This is a genomic window from Paenibacillus whitsoniae (genome assembly GCF_003955665.1).
Taxonomy (GTDB): domain Bacteria; phylum Bacillota; class Bacilli; order Paenibacillales; family NBRC-103111; genus Paenibacillus_E; species Paenibacillus_E whitsoniae.
In genome coordinates, this window is record NZ_RXHU01000078.1 from 49322 (window position 1) to 66774 (window position 17453).

Here is a 17453-nt window from a genome sequence, read left to right on the forward strand (position 1 = left end):
GCAAATGATAGAATGACAACCCTTTCTTCACGATTCGCCTCACTGCAAACAAAAACGCCCCTGTCTTCGCGACAAGGGCGCCATACTATACGATTAATGTGCAACCTGATTATAAGTCATAATCCAGATAGAGCCGCCGACAACTGTAATCAGAATAACCAGACCCAGCAAGAGCGCCATGACATTCCATCGTGAGTTCTCGCCTTCCCGGATATGCATGAAGAAGAACAATTGAACGACGAACTGCAGGATCGCCATGATCAAGATCAGAACAAGCGTGCCGGTTTTGCCCATCATGTGGTTCATGACGACAACGAGCGGAATGATCGTCAGAATAATCGAGAGCACGAAGCCGATCGTGTACGACTTCAGAGAGCCGTGCGATTCATGCTTATTATGAACGTTCGAATGCGATTGACTCATCTTACATCACCCCCATCAGATAGACGACTGTGAAGACAAAAATCCACACGACGTCGAGGAAGTGCCAGTACAAGGAAATGACTTCCACTTTCCGCTTGGTAACCGCAGTAATGCCGCGGCGGCGCAATTGGAAGATTAACCCGATCATCCAGATCAAGCCGACGGAAACGTGAAGTCCGTGCGTACCGACTAAGACAAAGAACGAGGACAGGAACGCGCTGGTCGAGATCGTTGCACCCTCAAGATTAACCATCGTAATGAATTCGGACACCTCAAGGCCGATAAACGCCGCACCGAGGATAACCGTTACGATCAAACCGCCGATCAACTGCTTCATATTGCCTTTGTGCAGCCCCAGCACGGCGACACCGCTTGTGAAGGAGCTCGTCAAGAGGATGAAGGTCTCAGCGATGACACCGGGCATTTTAAACAATTCTTCAGGAGTAGGCCCGCCGTTCGTATTGCCATGCAGCACCATATAAGTTGCAAATAAAGATCCGAACAGGATGCAGTCTGTAATCAGGAAAATCCAAAAGCCGAACGTTTTGAGCGATTCGTGCTCGTGTTCATGATCATGTGCGTGATCATGCCCGTGATGTGCGTGATTTGCCGCTGCGTGCGCCATTAGACTTTCACTCCTCTCCAAGCAGCTTCTGTCTGCTTCACTTCGTCAGCTGGAATATAGTAGTCCGTATCATAGCTGAAGGAACGAGCCAGCATACAGATAGCGATGCCGATCATAGCTGGAATCGTCAGCCACATCCAATCCCAGACGAAACCAAAGCCCGCGAAGAACCAGAGCGCCGATTTAATAAACGGAATGGCGGAATTTTTCGGCATATGAATCGGTTCATATTGTTTCGGTACAGGCGTTTTCGCCACTTTCCCCTGTTTTTGCTCCCACCATACGTCAATCGCGTCCGCTTTCGGCAGTACGGCGAAGTTGTAGATCGGTGCAGGCGAAGGAATTGACCATTCAAGTGTACGACCATCCCATGGATCGCCCGTGGTATCTGTCTCTCTGAACTTAATCGAGTGCGCAATTTGCCATACTTGGAACAGGAAGCCAATCCCCATCAGGAAACCGCCGATGGTCGACACCATGTTGAGTGGGCCCCAGCCCATATCCCAGCTATACACGTACGTACGGCGTGTCATACCGTCGAGTCCAAGGAAGTATTGCGGCATAAAACAGACGTAGAAGCCGATATTCCAGAGCCAGAACGCCCATTTGCCGATTCTTTCGTTCAGCTTGAAGCCGAACATTTTTGGCCACCAGTAATACAGGCCTGCGAAGTAACCGAACGCAACACCGCCAATTAGCACTTGATGGAAGTGGGCGATCAGGAAGTAACTGTTATGGAACTGGAAGTCCGCCGGTGCAACCGAGAGCAGAACCCCCGTCATCCCGCCGACGACGAAACAAGGAATAAAGGCAATCGTCCACAACATCGGCGTCGTAAAGCGAATTTTCCCCCGATACATGGTGAAGAGCCAGTTAAATATTTTGACACCGGTCGGAATCGCAATGGCCATCGTCGTGATCGCAAAGAATGCGTTGACGTCTGCGCCCGAACCCATGGTGAAGAAGTGATGCGCCCATGTAAAGAAGGACAGAATCGAAATAATCAGCATCGCGAATACCATTGATTTGTAGCCGAACAGTTTTTTACGCGAGAAGGTCGCCACGACTTCGGAGAAAATCCCGAATGCCGGCAGGACGACGATATATACTTCGGGGTGCCCCCACATCCAAATCAAGTTAATATACATCATTGGATTGCCGCCGCCGTCCAAGGTGAAGAAGTGTGCGCCGACGAACCGATCCAGGAAGAGCAGCGCAAGTGTTACCGTCAAAATCGGAAATGCGAAAATAATCGTGATACAGCTGGAAAGCACGGACCAGGTAAACATCGGCATTTGCATCAGCTTCATGCCCGGTGCGCGCATTTTCAGAATCGTAACGATAAAGTTAATACCCGTCGCCAAGCTGCCGATCCCTGAAATTTGAATGCCCCAGATGTAGAAGTTTTGTCCCAGACCAGGGCTGTGCGACAGTTCCGAGAGCGGCGGATAGCTGAGCCAGCCCGCATCCGGCGAACCGCCGATGATGAATGATACGTTGAACAGCATCGCGCCCCAGAAGAACATCCAGAAGCTAAGCGAGTTCAGGAACGGATAAGCAACGTCGCGCGCGCCGATTTGCAGCGGTACAACGATGTTGAACAACCCGAACATAAGCGGCATCGCCATGAACAAAATCATAATAACGCCATGCGTTGTGAAAATCTGATTATAGTGATCCGGCTGCAAAAAATTGTTATCCGGCATTGCCAGCTGCATCCGCATGAGCAGCGCGTCAACGCCGCCGCGGAACAGCATCAGAATCGAACAGATGATATACATAATGCCGATCCGCTTGTGGTCGACGCTGGTTAGCCATTCGCGCCAGAGCCAGCCCCATTTTTTAAAGAACGTTAGAACGAAAACGATGGCAACCATCGATAGTCCGATACTAACCTGTGCACCCAGAATGAGCGGGTCGCCCGTGACGAAAAACTCGGATGCGAATTGTTTGATATTATCGAACATGAGCAGAACTTCCTTTCATGAAACGTTGATCAAATCATTTGGCCATATTCATATGGCTGTGATCCATTTGGCTCATTTGGCTATGATCGGCAGTCGCCTTTGGTTCAGTCGCGGCAGACTTCACGCTTCCCGCATCCGATGTTCCATGACCGCTGTGACCGCCGTGCCCCATGTCGCCTTTCATATACTTCGTGACCGTTTGCTCAAACAGCCCGTCCGGTACGGAAGAATAGTAGCGTACGCCCGATTTCCCCGGTGCCGCCAACTCCGCATACGTCTCTTGCGTCAACTTCCCAGGCACTTTTTTCGTTTTCTCAACGAAAGCGTCAAAATCCTGCTGCGACGTCGCATTGACATCGAACGTCATATCTGCAAAATGCTCGCCGCTAAAATTCGCCCCGGTTCCAAAATAGTGGCCGATTTCATCCGCTTGCAGATACAAGGTCATTGCCATGCCCGACATCGTGTAAATTTGACCGCCCAGTTGAGGAATCCAGAAGGAGTTCATCGGCGCATCGGACGTCAACTCAAATTTGATCGGCGTATCTTCCGGTATCTGCAAGTAGTTCACCGTCGCGATTCCTTGTTCCGGATATACGAACAGCCATTTCCAGTCGAGCGACGTGACTTGAACCGTAATCGGCTTTTTCGTTGAAGTCTCTAGCGCTTTGGACGGCTCCAGCTTGTACGTATACTTAACCGTGATAACAGCCAACGTCACGATAATCACGATCGGAATCGCCCACCAGACGATCTCCATCGTCGTATTATGCGACCACTCCGGTTTATAGCTGGCTTTATTGCCTTTCCGATCGCGATAGCGCCATACAATCCATGCCGTCAAAGCCAGCACCGGCACCAGAATAACTAAACATAAGATACTGGAGATGTAAATCAAATCTCTTTGATGCTCAGCCACAGGCCCCTTCGGGTCAAGCACCATGGCATTGGAACATCCTGACAGCACGACGATGATGGCAACCATCATGAAGAGCATCAGCGCTCGAACAAGCTTCCTCTTCTTCATTTCACTACCTCCCAATCAACAAATCCAACCTACTACCAACATAACCATCTTCCATACAAAAGTACACACGTTACCCTCTGACTTAACAAATACGTCAAAGGTTCGACGTTTTACTGTAAAACAAATGTCACAGAACGTTTGTTGACTATGTAGGAAAAATATGAAAAGCAAAAAGCCTTTCAAGTTAATGGCTTGAAAGGCTACATTAGTATTCATCCTGAAGCTTTCGATCATTCACTTTTTGCCATATTTCTCGAGTGCACCAAGTGAATGGCTGTGCGGATCACGTAGACATGCACGCTGCCCACCATAAAGCCAACGCCGATCATCAAGGTATAGTTCTTATCACTGAATTGCTCTATGCTAATCAAACTGAGAACTAAACCAATCGCCAGCAGCGACCACGCTGCAATCGTCATCCACTTCACAAGTGGAGAAACATCGCGCTGCTCTGCACGCTCCATCGGTTCCACAGACATAGTTCTATTTGACATTACCATCACCGCTCCTGACTTCATTGAAAGTGCTTTCCTTGTTTTTATTATAACACAAAACTTTCGGTTTGTTCATATAATTTTCACATGATGCTCGATATTTGGACAAATTTTCGTCTGGATTTGGCTGAAATTGTTATCAACAAAATAAGTATTGACATTTTGATAAAAAAATGATATAATTTATAATTTATTTGACTAAATCGACCAAAGTGGGTAGAATCGGTGTTGTGCTCTTTCTATCATCTCACATTGGAGGTTTTGTCATGCAAGTTTCCGATGGGCTTTACTGCCTTCCCCTATCCGTTCCCGCACTAGGACAAATCAATGTCATTCATCCCGCTGTTGTTGTCCATCAGGGACAAGCGACGCTCGTTGACACCGGATACCCCGGCAACGTCCCGCTCATCCAGCAAGCGCTGGAACAGCAAGGGCTTACTTTGAACGATGTGACCGCGATTATCCTGACGCATCAGGACATCGATCATATCGGCAGCCTGCCCGCTCTGCTTGAGGCGATCCCGCACCCGGTCGCGGTGCTTGCCACAGAAGGCGAAAAGCCTTATATCCAAGGGGAGAAAAGGCTGATCAAAGTGACGCCCGAGTCCGTCGAACGTGCGATGGCGAATCTCCCTGCCTCCGTCACGGAGGAGCAGCGACAAGCGTTCCGCAACCGGCTGGAGAATCCGCCGAAGGCGCCGGTTACCGCATTGCTGGAAGACGGTCAAGTGATTGGCGCACTGACTGTCATTCTGACGCCGGGCCATACACCCGGGCATATGTCGCTTTACCACGCTGCGAGCAAAACGCTGCTTGCCGCAGACGCCATGGTTGTCGCCGAGAATCAGCTGCAAGGCCCGATTCCCGCCTATTGCTACGACTACCCCTTGGCGCGTCAATCCTTGAACAAGTTCACAGGGTTGGATGTGAACAAGGTCATTTGCTATCACGGCGGCGAGTTCGCCGATAACGTCAACCAGCGGATCGCAGAGTTGGCGGCTGAAGCCGGTAATCACGCTTGACGGTTACAGCCAAAATATCGCAACGATGTGCTGAATGACTATTCATGAAAAAAGCAGGCCATCCTCGCATCTCGAGGTCAGCCTGCTTTTATTATGTATACAAATTCTATGGTGTGGTGGGACTACTTGAGTAGCGTATACGCGCCAATAATCGGGAGCGGCTTCACTTGGCCTTGCGCCGCGGCGACGATCCCTAGAATCGCCAATACCAACAAAGCAAGATTCACGAGCGGCAGCAAAATCCAACCGATTAAAGGAATGATGCCTAGTACAACGTTGACGATAACTACGCACAAGAATAAAGTCAGCCCCTGGTTGGCGTGATACATCGCAAACTTAGAGTCTTTCGCTGCGATGAGCGGGATGAAAAATAAAATGTACGCCAATATGGCCATCCCCTTATTACTCTCAATATCCGTCGTATCATACATTGGAAAGCACCACTCTTTCTCAAAGTTTTCACTTCCAATTATATTCGTAATCGGACGTGTATACGAGAGATTTTTTCAAGAATTAACGAAAAAATTTCAACCCCCGCGTCCGATCGCATCGAGCCGCTCTCGCACCTGCCTCACCAGCGCCCGATCCACGCCGCCATCGATGCGTCTGCCCGCCCGGACGCCTGTGCCGAAATGCACACACGATACGCCGGTGACCTGGGCGAAAGCCTGCACGTTCTCCGGCGTCAAACCGCCGCCGGCAAGCAGGCGCAGCGTGCCGCCGCGGGTGAGCGGAAGCAGCCGCTGGAACTGCGCTACGGCATCCGGCGCGCGCTCGGCGCCGCCTGATGTCAAGACCGAGCGGATCTGCGGATACCGCTGAAGATCAGCCAGCGCCGTCTCCTGATTCGCCAACGCATCGAATGCCCGGTGAAACGTCACGGGCAGCCTAGAGACCGCAAGCAGCTGATCCAGCGCGGCTTCATCAATCTTTTTATCCGCGGTAATGGCCCCCAGTACGAAAGCTGAAGCCCCCGCTGCTTCCAAAGCTTTCATCGATTCCGTCATGTGCGCGAGATCCTCCCGGGACACCTCGAACGTTCGGCTGTGCGGTCGAATCATCACATGAACGGGAAGCGTGACCGTCCGCACGATCTGCGCCACAAGCGCAATGTCCGGCGTCAGTCCACCTTGCGCAAAGGCCGAGATCAATTCCAGCCGATCCGCCCCTCCCTTTTCCGCCTCTACCGCGTCCCGTACACTCGTCGCGATCACTTCCAGCAGCATAAGCAAAGTCACCTGCCTCTCCCTCATGTTATACAGGTTACCACAGTTCGCCGGGCAAAAGAAAAACTCCTTCCAAATAGAAGGAGTTTCCGACCGACAGCAACCATCGCAGCCTACGTTGTACGCTTTTAGATATTGGAAGCTTTCTGCGATTGTTGCGGGACTTCCACAAGTTCCAAATTAGAGAACGAGCGGCTAAGTTTCGACATTTTCTCCGTGGCGGCAAGTTGAGGAAGCGGCGGACAGATCGCCTTTCCTTTGTAGCAAATGACAAACAACAATTCGATCACCTTCTCTTCTAAAATAGATACAACATATACGGGTCGTTGCCGGGCGTTATGTCCTAAGACTTATCCCTTCTGCATATGTGATATTACACCAATTCGAAAAGGCCCACTCGTTTGAGGGGGCCCCTTTTCAAATTTCGACATTTTTTATGCAATCGCTAAATCCGCTAATTTCGCCTTCACTTGCTCCACCAGGAAAGCCGCATCCGCTTCGCGATTTACGACATCGATCACATCCATGTCCACAATCAGCACCTCGGACGCATGGTAATGATTCATCACCCATTCATCGTAGCCGGACCACAGCAATCGATAATATTCGACAAGCGAGGCATCCTGCTCGAAGCTCCGCCCGCGCAGCCCGATCCGGTGTATCACCGTCTCGAACGAAGCTTTCAAATAGACCATCAAATCCGGTGCCTTCTTCGGCAGTTCGGCGAGTTCTTCCATCATATTATCGGCCAGGCCTTCGTATACGTCAAACTCCAACTGTGAAATTCGGCCCAGCTCGCGGTTCACTTTAGCAAAATACCAGTCTTCATAGATGCTTCGATCGAGCACATTGCGATTATGAACCAGCGCTTGCTTGATCGCCTTAAATCGCGTATTCAAAAAGTGCAGCTGCAGCAAGAAAGGGTATCGCTTCGTCTCAATTTCCTCCGGTGAAGCTGTATAAAACAAAGGTAAAATCGGATTATCGTCCACGCTCTCATAAAATACTTCCGAATGCAGTGCCTGTCCAAGCAACGTGGAAACCGACGTTTTCCCCAGGCCAATCATTCCCCCAACCACAATCACTGCCATTGAACCCCTTTCTCCTTCTGCCCATCTTTAATTAACCAAATGTCAAATCAGCAAAGCTTACCTATTATACTAGGATTTCGTATCCGTGGGAACCTTTATTTTTACGGGCCAGAAAATGAAAATCCACAAAAAAAATATTTGTTTTTCGTGACGACTGCCTTCGATACGCTGTCTATAATAATGAAGATGAACCATTCTAACAACGACAGAGGTGTAATGCATGATTTACGGAACCAAACTGCTCGATCATGATTCCGAATTGTTTGCCGCAGCATTAAGCAAGACTCCCGTTCTCGTATGGTCGATGGATCCATTGGGCGTATATTATCAAGTCAACGTTGGAACGATTTTGAAGTATACGCCGGATGAAGTACAGATTTTGCATGAGAACAACGGGCTCACCACTTGGTATTCCAGAGAAACGTCGGAATTCAGCATCCGTTTCTAGCCGCAATAAAACCGCCGTGCCGGAACTCTCCCATCGGCGGTTTATGAAAGTCTCCCTTATTCACTCCATAACCGGCAGCAGCACATCGATCGTCGTGCCCTGGCCCACCGTGCTTTCAATATGCAAATGGCCCCGATGCGCTTCGACAATTTTGAAACACATCATAAGCCCCAGGCCCGTACCTTTTTCCTTTGTCGTATAGAACGGCTCCCCTAACTGCTTCACCCGCTCCTCCGGAATCCCGCATCCGTTATCCTCGGTTCGCACCCGAATTAAGTTCGGCCCCGCCATGGAAACCGTAATGTGGACCCGCCCATCCTTGAATATCGCCTCCAGCGCATTTTTCACCAGATTGATGAACAACTGCTTCAAATGCATTTCCGAACAGACGATGTCGGGAATATCCTCCTCGAAGTCTAAGGTTAAGACGGCGCCTCCAAGCGCAGCCTGTGTTTCCAACAAAGCGGTAACGCTTTGCAGAATGGCCGTCAGATTCCCTTGCTTATATTGAATGGCTTCTGGCTTCGCGATGACGAGAAACTCGCTCACAATGAAATTAATCCGATCCAGTTCCGAGAGCATGATGTCAAAATAGTGCTGTTTATCCTTCATAGCATGTTGAAGGAGCTGCAGAAACCCGCGTAGCGAAGTCAGCGGATTTCGGATCTCATGCGCCAACCCAGCGGCAAGCTGTCCGGCGACGGCCAGTTTGTCGGATTTGCGCAACAGCTCCTCCGTCTGCTTCCGCTCCGTAATATCTCGCGAAATCGCGGAGAATCCGATAATGTCGCCTTGCGCATTGCGGATCGGCGTCTTCGTGACGCTGACATGGATAAGCTGACCGTCCTTGCGTAGGCGCACGGATTCCAGTCCAGTGATCTGCTTGCCGGCACGCAGCATATCGTACATTTCCGCGCGCTGCTCCTCCAGAAATGCCGGATATATCGGTAGAGGCTTGTCCAGCAACTCTTCGATAGTCCAACCGAAAATCTGCTCATGAGCTTTGTTTACCGACATGACGTTTCCTTGCGTATCCATCATACAGATCGCATCTGTCGTATGCGTAATCACGGACTCCAGCAGCTCCTTCGTCTCGCGAAGCTCCTTCTCCATACGCAAGCGTTCTTCCCTCTCGCGATTTAACTGCGTAATGTCTCTCGCAATGAGATAGATGCCTTCCTGACAGCTATCTACAATAATCGGCACATTCTTGACGCCAAGCTCGATCCACTCGCCGTGCTTATGCTTCGCCCGGAGCATGAAATTGTCCGATTGCTTGAGGAGGCTGTCCGAGCTGTCCGACGATTCGGCACTGCTGTCGATGACAGCAAGCTCATGGATATTCCGTCCGGTCAGTTCTTGTTCTGTGTAGCCGAGAATACGTTCCATCGCTTGATTCATGCTAAGAATTTGCCCTTGCATGTCGCAGGTCACGATTCCCGCCAGATTGTGCTCAATCAGCGAGCGGTACCGTTGCTCGCTCTCCGCCAATTTGCGTGCCATGTGCATATCCATGGAAAATCTCCTCCATAAAAATTTCCGCATACGCGAGTTGTCCAACTCTATGATAAGATAGGGAGGTTGCCATACCTATTTGTGATACATAGGAGGAATTCAGCTTTGCCTAACATTTGGACGCATTTCATCTTCGGACAACAGCTCATGAGCAGGCTCGGGCATGCAGCGCCAATGAACGATAAGCAGCTTCGCCAGGTGTTCTCACTCGGGTGTCAAGGACCGGACTTTTTGTTCTATCACAACTATTTGCCATGGAAAAAAGAAAAACACTTAAACGAACTCGGCAGCCTGATGCATAAGGAAGCGTGCGGCCCTTTTCTGCTGGACCTTGTGCGCGGCGTACAGGGACGAGGGCTTTATAATGCTGCAACGCTATATGTCATCGGCTTTATCACCCATCATATCCTGGACCGCAATATGCACCCTTATGTCTTCTACAAATCAGGGTTTAAAAAATGGGATCATCAACGTTTTGAAATTATTATGGATACGTTAATTGCCAAACGAGAGCTCGGCATCGAAACATGGAAAACGCCGGTTTGGAAAGAAATTTACGTCGGTCCGGCGCTGCCTCCCGGCATCGTCAATACGCTTATGCAAGCGGCCCGCCGTCATTATCCCGATATCGCCGAAACGTTGACCGAGCAAGATTGGCAGGCGGCCTACATGGATATGATTCAGGCCCAGAAGCTTTTTCACGATCCGAAAGGCCTCAAACGCGCGATAACCTTTGGTCAAATATCGCCTTTTGTTTTTAAAAAGAAACCAGCTCCGCTCGATTATTTGAACGAAGCCAGATCCCCATGGCATTGTCCGACAGACCCCAGCGACACATACGCGCTCAGCGTGTGGGACTTATGGGATATCGCCATGCAAGATGGCGAAACCGTCGTTGCGGCCGCCATCGGGGCCATCGAGCGCGGGTTGGAAACCGACTACGCTGCGCTGGCGACCGTGCTGGGGAACCGCTCCTATGAAACAGGCAAAGACTGCGACAGTCGTGCCGAAATTAAATATGTACAACCGATCTTGTAATCCTTCTCGAAGGTGACAAGGGTTAATTACAGCATTCGGCGGCTGCCTGCTATTTGCGTCCATCGCAGGCGTAATCTCATAAAAAATGATTAGGGCTTGCTGAGCGATGGTCGGGCGTGTTTTCGGCAAGCCCGAATTAATCGCTGATCTGCCATTCGATCTTGGGGCTTCCCATCGCCTCAAGATGCGCATTCACTTTGGAGAACGGCTTGCTTCCGAAAAAACCTCGGTACGCAGATAACGGACTCGGATGCACGGATTCAATGACCGCATGCCTCGTCTTGTCGATGAGGCGTGTTTTGGCTTGCGCGCCTTTCCCCCACAAGATAAAAACAACCGGCTGCTCGCGTCGGTTCAGCCCCCGTATAATCGCGTCGGTAAACATTTCCCAACCCTTGCCTTTGTGTGAATTCGCCATGTCCTTCCGCACTGTAAGCACCGTATTGAGCAGTAGCACGCCCTGCTGACTCCAAGACGTTAGATTGCCGTGAGCGGGTGCGGGGCAGCCGATGTCGGCTTCCAGTTCTTTGTACATATTGCGTAGTGAAGGTGGAATCGCAATGCCGCGCTCGACGGAAAAGCTGAGGCCATGCGCCTCGCCGTCCCCGTGATACGGATCTTGACCAAGCAGCACGACCTTCGTATCCGCATAGGACGTCAGGCGAAGCGCCTCCAATAACCGATCCCGTGGAGGAAAGATCGTCTGCGTGCGGTACTCCTCCTCCAGAAACGCCATCAAAGCTTGAAAATAGGGAGCTTCCCATTGGTCCTGCAAAAGGGAAGCCCAATCGTTCGTCAGGTGATGCATGGTCCAAAAGCCTCTCTTCCCTTACACAAGTTCAGTACCGAGCTCCCCCGTCTCGGGGTTCACCAGCACGATCTTTCCTTCCGCCGCTGTGCCGTCCTTCAAAGTCAGTTGAAGCTTCGCCGTGCGGCCTTTGTTCACCAGGCTCTGCACCTGGGTTTCCGTCAGCTGGCGGCCGAAGCTTTCCTTCCAAATGACGAACGTGCAGCCCGTCTTGTAATGCGAGCAGCCGTAGCCCTTGCGGCCCATGAACAGCGAGCCGCCACAGCCCGGTCGCGGGCATGCGGCCACGATCGCCGGGCCGTCGCTTGAGGCGACCGCAGCGGCGGGCTTCGGCGCAGCCTTGGCGCGCGCCGGCTTCACGGCTGCCGTGCCTTCGGATCGCGCCTTGCCCGCGCTCCGCTTCCCTTTGGCTTCCGTCGCAGGCGGGTCGCCTTCAAACGACGTCTTCGCCGCGCGCGCCTGCTTGCGCACCTTCTCCACGATCAGCGTCGCGAAGCGCTTGACGTTATGCATGAACTGCTCGTCCGAGGCCATGCCGCGCGAAATTTCGTTGAGCCGTCGCTCCCACTGGCCGGTCATCTCCGGCGATGTCAGCAGCTCGACGCCTGCTCCGCGTATCAGCTCGATGGCGGTGCGGCCTTTTTGCGTCAGCATAATCTTCTTGCCCTGCATATCGATGTAGCCGACCTTCTTCAACCGCTCAATCGTCGCCGCCCGCGTCGCCGGTGTGCCAAGGCCGGAATCTTTCATCGCGTCGCGCAGCTCCTCGTCCTCGATTTGCTTGCCCGCACTCTCCATCGCCTTGAGCAGCGAACCTTCATTATAATGCTTCGGCGGCTGCGTTTCCTTCTCTTTCACAATGGCGTCCGTGCAGCGCACATCGCCGCTTGCGTCCAAGGAGAACGGTTCGCTAACCTCGATCTCTTCCTCTTCTTCCTCTTCCTTGTCCTTGCTCTTAGAAGATTTCGGCTTCTCCTTTTTCTGGTCGGCATAAATCACTTTCCAGCCTAAGGAGAGCAGCTCTTTCACTGTGGTTTTGAATTTCTCATCTTCCACTTCGGTGATAACCGTATGTACTTTATAAGCGGCAGGCGGATAAAATTGCGATAAAAACCGGCGTACAATGAGATCGTATAATTTCTGTTCATCGGGTGTCAGACCCGTGGCTTTCTTATTCGTCGGCAAAATCGCGTGGTGATCTTCGACCTTCGACGGGTTGCAAATGAATTTGTTGCCGGTGTGCACCAGGCTCCGGTTCGCCCCCTGCACCAGCTCGTGATATGCCGTTCCTTGGAGCGCAGACAACGTCTTGTGCATCTCGGGAATGTTCTGCTCCGTCACGTAGTTGGAGTTCGTTCTTGGGTACGAGATGACCTTGTGCTTCTCATAGAGCGATTGGGCCGTATCCAGCGTTTTCTTGGCGGAAAAAGCGTATTTGCCGTTCGCTTCACGCTGCAGCAGCGTCAGATCGTACAGTTTGAACGGATATTCCTTGGTGTCTTTCACTTCATACGACGCGATTCTCGCAGGCTTCCCTTTGACCTTGGCGGAGAGCGCATCCGCTTTCTCTTTCTCGGTAAACCGCTCCCCTTGCCACATCCCCCGGTACAGCGTGTCTCCCTGCTCGAAATGACCTTCCAGCTCAAAAAACTTTAATGACGAAAACGCCTCAATCTGCTTCTGCCGGTCGTAAATAAGCGCCAGTACCGGCGTCTGTACGCGACCGACGGAGAGCAGCACATTATGCTTTGTCGTAAAGGCGCGCGAGCCGTTCATGCCGATCAGCCAATCCGCTTCGCTGCGGGAGCGCGCGGCCCGCGTCAGATTCTCGTATTCGGCGCCGTCCTTCAGTGTGGCGAAGCCGCTCCGAATCGTCTCCGGCGTAAGATCGGAAATCCACAGCCGTTTGACCGGCTGCTTTAACCTTAAATGGCGCTGGATCAGCGAGAAAATATGCTGCCCCTCCCGCCCGGCATCACAGGCATTGACGAGCTGATCGCAGCGCTTGGCCAGCTCGTCGATGACCTTGAGCTGATCGTACGTGCGCGGGTTCGGGATAAGCTTGAACTCATCCGGAATAATTGGCAAGTCGGCGATATTCCATTTTTTGTATTTTTCATCATAACGATCGGGTTCCGCTAATTCAATGAGGTGTCCGATAGCCCAAGTAATCAAATACTGTTCACCTTCGAGATGCGTCCTCATATTTTTCGCTTTCGGCTCTATTGCGGCGGCAATATTTCGCCCCATATCCGGTTTTTCCGCAATAATTAACGTTTTCAAACGTGAATCGCTCCTAACCTTGAGTTCGCTCAGCACACAACATGCTGTCGACTCAGTTTATCCCACTTTCCTCATGCCTGCAATATGTCGTTAGGCTAACTTTCGGAAACGGAAAATGACCGCCGGCGGCAGCTCGTACCAGTCAAACCGCTCCGCTCTAGCAGCATCGTAAGCGAAAGCAGGTTCTTCAAGGCCGTCCAGCACGAAGCCTGCTCGTACGAACAGATGAATATAATAATGAAGCGGACGATGGAACACATAATGAGCGACAGGCTGTCCCTTTACGCCGATCGACTCCATCGGTTCAGGCTGCAGATAGCTGGATACTTGCACGCTGTTTCTGGTAACGACCCGCCCGCCAACATCCTCCGACTCGTGAATCCTCCGCGTATTCGGAGATTGAAAGCATGGATGCGGGATGGAAAAGACGACAGAGCCGTTTGGCTTGAGCATGCGAGGCAGCGCTTCAAGCAAGCCGCTCAGATCGGCGATATCCATCAGCGCCATGTTGGCCACCGCCCCATCAAAGCTGCCCTCGCCCAATGCGAGCAATTCTTCGGACTTCGTCGCATCCACGACCTTGTAGGAAATATTGCCCTCATACGCAGACGACCGCCCAACCGCTCTATCGATCATGTTGGAACTGTAGTCGATGGCTGTAACCTTAACGCCCAAGCCCGCCAACCTGCGCGAAAAGTTGCCGTTTCCGCAGGCAATATCGAGAATCTGTTGCCCTTCCTGCGGTGCCAGAAGCTCCTCTGTCTTCGGCCTGACAATTTCTCGGTGAAAACGGTTGCTGTGTTCGCCCATAAAGTCGTCCCAGAAGCCCGCGATCTCATTCCATCGCTCCTGCGATGGAGCTGTAAGTTCCTTCCACTCGCCCATGCTATTTCCCCCTCAGCGGTAAAATCCATTCAACTTTCAATGATGATCAGTCGTCTATTTTAACATAAGCGAAAGGGGTTTAGGAAGATGAAATGGACATGGTTGCTGCTTATCATGGCAGTAGTTTCACTCACCGCATGTGAGGATGAACAGACGAGTATAGTAGGCAAGGCAGCAGCGAGCATCCCTCCTCTCGCAACCACAGCGCCCCCCCTCAGCGCTTCACCTAACGATGGGCGTCAGATCGATACAAGCGTGCGAGCCGTCGGCTCCAGCCAAGGGGGACGGCTTACCGTGCAACCGGTCAGTCAAGCCTTTCAAGCTGATCTAGGTGCGCCTAGCTGCTACGGTTTGGACACCGACATCCGATGGTCGGGTGACTATGAAGCGGTCTGGACAGCAGCAGCCGGAGATACAAAACGGATCTTCACATTTCCTTCCGATTTTGAGATCATACAGCCTGTGACAGCCCCCATCCAGATGACTAAGCTCACTGTGGGCAAGACGGAGTTGTTCGTGTTTCAGCCTCGTTATACAGACTGTCACGCGCTTGAAACGTATTTGTTTGGGGTCAGCGAAGGGGACACCTTCCCCATCGTATTCGAAATGAATGCGGATCGGACGCTCGATCATTTAGGCCTATTTCCGCATACTCGCCTGCAAGTGAACGGGCAAGAACTGTCATGGACAGGCGGCTACGGCGCTGGACAGGATACGGTGGATGTGTATCATTTTCAATATATCGCAGAGGAGCATATTATGAAGCTGATGAAGACCGATAAGGTGAGGCCAAGCGAGGTAAAGGTGGAGCAGCGTTAATTGTCCCGTCGCTGCGTCAGCACAATCACAGTCAACAGCGAAAGTTGAATGGAGATGACGAGACAGGACCCAGCCCTTTGGGCTGGAGCCATCTTGCCAACTATATGCACCTACATCGCCATCCTCGCCTGCCGGTGAGCATGACGATGACGACCAAGCAGGTCAAGTTTCATTCAGTTCCAACTTCTCCAGCTTAAACTTCTTAGCAAAATAATTCCGGTTATACTGCATGCTCGGATGCGACGGATTCAGCGCGTACGCCTTTTCATTATGTTCGAACGCGAGGTGGTGCTGGCCTAACCGGTCGTAGCACACGCAAAGCTGCAAGTGCGGCAGCCATGTCCATGCGGCATGATCAATGGGGCCCATGTTCCCTTCCGGCATTGTCGCCTGCGCTGCGGTTTCATACCAGAAAACGGCTTGCTCCAGCCGATTCCTTTCCAGGAAATAGGCACCGACCCGGCAGCACATTTCAGCCCGCGGCTTATCATAGATGAGCGCTCGGAGGTACGATTGCAGCATCCTGTGGGTATCGCCCAGCGCCGCATAACATTCGCCCAACCGCAGACAGCTTGCATACACATCCTCGATCCAGCCTTGATCCGTAGCCAGAAACCGATTGTAGTAGGCAATCGCTTCGTCAAAGTAAGCATGATCCTTCAGCTCATTGGCAAAATAGAACAGATCCCTTGGCGAAAAGCTATCATCCTCCGCTTCCCGCTTGCGGTAAATGCGCAAGTTGCGGTCGGTATAGACTTTGTCTTTTTTATGTGTAATGGCGATGTCGGCGGCGTACGTCTGACCATGCACCAGCAGCGCTTCGTGCACCAATCCCTCCCACTTGAAACCGCGCGACCGCTTGACCAAGCGATTGCGCCGCAAGCTGGACGTCACATTGCCCGCTTCGTCAAACGCAAGATGGTAGTTCATCGAGACGCTATCGACGCTTGGGTCCAGCGTATGTTTCAGTTCTTTGAATTTGATGCGGTCCACTTCCTCCAATTCATCGTCCGCATCCAGCCACAGGATGTATTCCTGCGTCGCCTTCGAGAACGCGAAATTGCGCGCAGCGCCGAAGTCGTCCCTCCAGGCAAAATCGTATATGACCGCGCCAAACGAGGCTGCAATTTCTTTCGTCCGATCCGTCGAGCCTGTGTCGACGATCACGATTTCATCTGCAATGCTTGCCACGGAATTCAGGCAGCGGGCAAGCGATTGTTCTTCATTTTTCACAATCATGCACAAGCTTATCGAAATCACATGGATGCCCCCTCATGATGTCCCCTGTTGCTCACGGCCCCCATACCTTCTATTCAATTTATATGTGGCTGGGCCGCAAAGCGTTCGCAAGACAGACAGGGCAAGGAGGCAGCATCCTAAAGAAAAGCCCGTTTCAATGCAAAAAGACCGCACATCCGGAGACGCCTCCAGCGTACAGTCTTTGTAAGCTACACCAATTTTCCGTTCCAGTAATAACTATCTTCCCGATATACTTTAAAGGCGATTTCGACTTCCGGAATACCCAGTGAAAGAATATGCTTGGTGAGCACGCCGGCGTATGCGTCCCGCACGTCCTGTCCACGTTCAAACCAGCCGACTTCAACAAACGGATACGTTTCGCACACAGTCCCGCCATAGATAGATACCGTAGGCAGACATTCCAGCATAAAATTATCCTCGCCGCAGCCGCACACCTGGGCCAATTCCCGGATCAGCGCTTGGCTGATCGAAGCCATCCTTGGGGCGCTTATTCCCCTAACTACCATATGAGGCATAACTTGA

The 17453-nt window shown here is 51.7% G+C and carries 18 protein-coding genes; 4 read left to right on the top strand and 14 right to left on the bottom strand.

Translation table 11 applies throughout. The features are described 5' to 3' along the window. Positions 1–93 precede the first annotated feature (93 nt). The 5 genes from cyoD to EJQ19_RS23990 form a co-directional block, all read right to left on the bottom strand. On the bottom strand, positions 94–423 hold the full coding sequence (gene cyoD / locus EJQ19_RS23970) for a cytochrome o ubiquinol oxidase subunit IV (RefSeq protein WP_126143774.1): 330 nt from the start codon (positions 421–423) through the stop codon (positions 94–96). A 1-nt stretch (position 424) separates the two neighbouring features. Then, complete coding sequence (cyoC, locus tag EJQ19_RS23975; RefSeq protein ID WP_126143775.1) at positions 425–1048, bottom strand: cytochrome o ubiquinol oxidase subunit III; 624 nt, start codon at positions 1046–1048, stop codon at positions 425–427. Beyond that, positions 1048–3015, bottom strand: coding sequence for a cbb3-type cytochrome c oxidase subunit I (locus EJQ19_RS23980; protein WP_126143776.1), 1968 nt, complete (start codon positions 3013–3015; stop codon positions 1048–1050). Before EJQ19_RS23980 ends, cyoC begins: the two co-directional genes overlap by 1 nt. A 34-nt stretch (positions 3016–3049) precedes the next feature. Next, positions 3050–4042, bottom strand: coding sequence for a cytochrome aa3 quinol oxidase subunit II (qoxA, locus tag EJQ19_RS23985; RefSeq protein ID WP_126143777.1), 993 nt, complete (start codon positions 4040–4042; stop codon positions 3050–3052). A 230-nt stretch (positions 4043–4272) separates the two neighbouring features. Next, positions 4273–4536 (bottom strand): hypothetical protein, encoded by a 264-nt coding sequence (locus EJQ19_RS23990; protein ID WP_126143778.1) that lies wholly within the window; start codon positions 4534–4536, stop codon positions 4273–4275. 266 nt (positions 4537–4802) lie between these two features. Between EJQ19_RS23990 and EJQ19_RS23995 the strand changes: the two genes are divergently transcribed. Next, a complete protein-coding gene (locus EJQ19_RS23995) occupies positions 4803–5558 on the top strand; it encodes an MBL fold metallo-hydrolase (protein ID WP_126143779.1) in 756 nt (251 codons plus the stop codon). Positions 5559–5680: 122 nt separating this feature from the next. Here the strand turns inward: EJQ19_RS23995 and EJQ19_RS24000 are convergent, their stop codons facing one another. The 3 genes from EJQ19_RS24000 to EJQ19_RS24010 all read right to left on the bottom strand — a co-directional run bounded on the left by EJQ19_RS24000 (position 5681) and on the right by EJQ19_RS24010 (position 7875). Then, the gene (locus EJQ19_RS24000; protein WP_126143780.1) at positions 5681–5989 is read right to left on the bottom strand and encodes a magnetosome magnetite crystal formation protein family; all 309 of its coding nucleotides are present in this window, start codon (positions 5987–5989) and stop codon (positions 5681–5683) included. 96 nt (positions 5990–6085) lie between these two features. Then, positions 6086–6796, bottom strand: a complete 711-nt coding sequence (locus tag EJQ19_RS24005; protein WP_164716698.1) for a copper homeostasis protein CutC — start codon at positions 6794–6796, stop codon at positions 6086–6088. Between the two features lie 422 nt (positions 6797–7218). Next, positions 7219–7875, bottom strand: coding sequence for a deoxynucleoside kinase (locus tag EJQ19_RS24010; protein ID WP_126143782.1), 657 nt, complete (start codon positions 7873–7875; stop codon positions 7219–7221). A 220-nt stretch (positions 7876–8095) separates the two neighbouring features. Here EJQ19_RS24010 and EJQ19_RS24015 point away from each other — a divergent pair, with 220 nt between their 5' ends. Then, complete coding sequence (locus tag EJQ19_RS24015) at positions 8096–8323, top strand: hypothetical protein (protein ID WP_126143783.1); 228 nt, start codon at positions 8096–8098, stop codon at positions 8321–8323. Positions 8324–8383: 60 nt separating this feature from the next. On the opposite strand, the gene EJQ19_RS24020 is transcribed toward EJQ19_RS24015, so the two are convergent. Next, on the bottom strand, positions 8384–9838 hold the full coding sequence (locus tag EJQ19_RS24020) for a PAS domain-containing sensor histidine kinase (protein ID WP_164716699.1): 1455 nt from the start codon (positions 9836–9838) through the stop codon (positions 8384–8386). Between the two features lie 105 nt (positions 9839–9943). Between EJQ19_RS24020 and EJQ19_RS24025 the strand changes: the two genes are divergently transcribed. Continuing rightward, positions 9944–10876 (top strand): zinc dependent phospholipase C family protein, encoded by a 933-nt coding sequence (locus tag EJQ19_RS24025; RefSeq protein ID WP_126143785.1) that lies wholly within the window; start codon positions 9944–9946, stop codon positions 10874–10876. A gap of 136 nt (positions 10877–11012) precedes the next feature. Here EJQ19_RS24025 and EJQ19_RS24030 read toward each other — a convergent pair whose 3' ends face one another. The 3 genes from EJQ19_RS24030 to EJQ19_RS24040 form a co-directional block, all read right to left on the bottom strand. Beyond that, entirely contained in the window at positions 11013–11684 is a 672-nt protein-coding gene (locus tag EJQ19_RS24030; RefSeq protein WP_126143786.1) for a uracil-DNA glycosylase, read from the bottom strand. 21 nt (positions 11685–11705) lie between these two features. Further along, on the bottom strand, positions 11706–13967 hold the full coding sequence (locus tag EJQ19_RS24035) for a type IA DNA topoisomerase (RefSeq protein ID WP_126143787.1): 2262 nt from the start codon (positions 13965–13967) through the stop codon (positions 11706–11708). A gap of 90 nt (positions 13968–14057) precedes the next feature. Further along, on the bottom strand, positions 14058–14852 hold the full coding sequence (locus EJQ19_RS24040) for a class I SAM-dependent methyltransferase (protein ID WP_126143788.1): 795 nt from the start codon (positions 14850–14852) through the stop codon (positions 14058–14060). 87 nt (positions 14853–14939) lie between these two features. Between EJQ19_RS24040 and EJQ19_RS24045 the strand changes: the two genes are divergently transcribed. Beyond that, on the top strand, positions 14940–15671 hold the full coding sequence (locus EJQ19_RS24045; protein ID WP_126143789.1) for a hypothetical protein: 732 nt from the start codon (positions 14940–14942) through the stop codon (positions 15669–15671). A 162-nt stretch (positions 15672–15833) separates the two neighbouring features. On the opposite strand, the gene EJQ19_RS24050 is transcribed toward EJQ19_RS24045, so the two are convergent. Together EJQ19_RS24050 and EJQ19_RS24055 are read right to left on the bottom strand one after the other, a co-directional pair. Then, positions 15834–16931, bottom strand: a complete 1098-nt coding sequence (locus EJQ19_RS24050) for a glycosyltransferase family 2 protein (RefSeq protein ID WP_206438479.1) — start codon at positions 16929–16931, stop codon at positions 15834–15836. A 188-nt stretch (positions 16932–17119) separates the two neighbouring features. Next, a complete protein-coding gene (locus EJQ19_RS24055; RefSeq protein WP_126143790.1) occupies positions 17120–17446 on the bottom strand; it encodes a DUF1904 family protein in 327 nt (108 codons plus the stop codon). Positions 17447–17453: the final 7 nt, after the last annotated feature.

What these genes read in the sequence shown, in the direction of transcription:
- cyoD (WP_126143774.1), bottom strand. Translation starts at nt 423, where the DNA reads ATGAGTCAATCGCATTCGAACGTTCATAATAAGCATGAATCGCACGGC.
- cyoC (WP_126143775.1), bottom strand. Translation starts at nt 1,048, where the DNA reads ATGGCGCACGCAGCGGCAAATCACGCACATCACGGGCATGATCACGCA.
- EJQ19_RS23980 (WP_126143776.1), bottom strand. Translation starts at nt 3,015, where the DNA reads ATGTTCGATAATATCAAACAATTCGCATCCGAGTTTTTCGTCACGGGC.
- qoxA (WP_126143777.1), bottom strand. Translation starts at nt 4,042, where the DNA reads ATGAAGAAGAGGAAGCTTGTTCGAGCGCTGATGCTCTTCATGATGGTT.
- EJQ19_RS23990 (WP_126143778.1), bottom strand. Translation starts at nt 4,536, where the DNA reads ATGTCAAATAGAACTATGTCTGTGGAACCGATGGAGCGTGCAGAGCAG.
- EJQ19_RS23995 (WP_126143779.1), top strand. Translation starts at nt 4,803, where the DNA reads ATGCAAGTTTCCGATGGGCTTTACTGCCTTCCCCTATCCGTTCCCGCA.
- EJQ19_RS24000 (WP_126143780.1), bottom strand. Translation starts at nt 5,989, where the DNA reads ATGTATGATACGACGGATATTGAGAGTAATAAGGGGATGGCCATATTG.
- EJQ19_RS24010 (WP_126143782.1), bottom strand. Translation starts at nt 7,875, where the DNA reads ATGGCAGTGATTGTGGTTGGGGGAATGATTGGCCTGGGGAAAACGTCG.
- EJQ19_RS24015 (WP_126143783.1), top strand. Translation starts at nt 8,096, where the DNA reads ATGATTTACGGAACCAAACTGCTCGATCATGATTCCGAATTGTTTGCC.
- EJQ19_RS24020 (WP_164716699.1), bottom strand. Translation starts at nt 9,838, where the DNA reads ATGGATATGCACATGGCACGCAAATTGGCGGAGAGCGAGCAACGGTAC.
- EJQ19_RS24030 (WP_126143786.1), bottom strand. Translation starts at nt 11,684, where the DNA reads ATGCATCACCTGACGAACGATTGGGCTTCCCTTTTGCAGGACCAATGG.
- EJQ19_RS24040 (WP_126143788.1), bottom strand. Translation starts at nt 14,852, where the DNA reads ATGGGCGAGTGGAAGGAACTTACAGCTCCATCGCAGGAGCGATGGAAT.
- EJQ19_RS24045 (WP_126143789.1), top strand. Translation starts at nt 14,940, where the DNA reads ATGAAATGGACATGGTTGCTGCTTATCATGGCAGTAGTTTCACTCACC.
- EJQ19_RS24055 (WP_126143790.1), bottom strand. Translation starts at nt 17,446, where the DNA reads ATGCCTCATATGGTAGTTAGGGGAATAAGCGCCCCAAGGATGGCTTCG.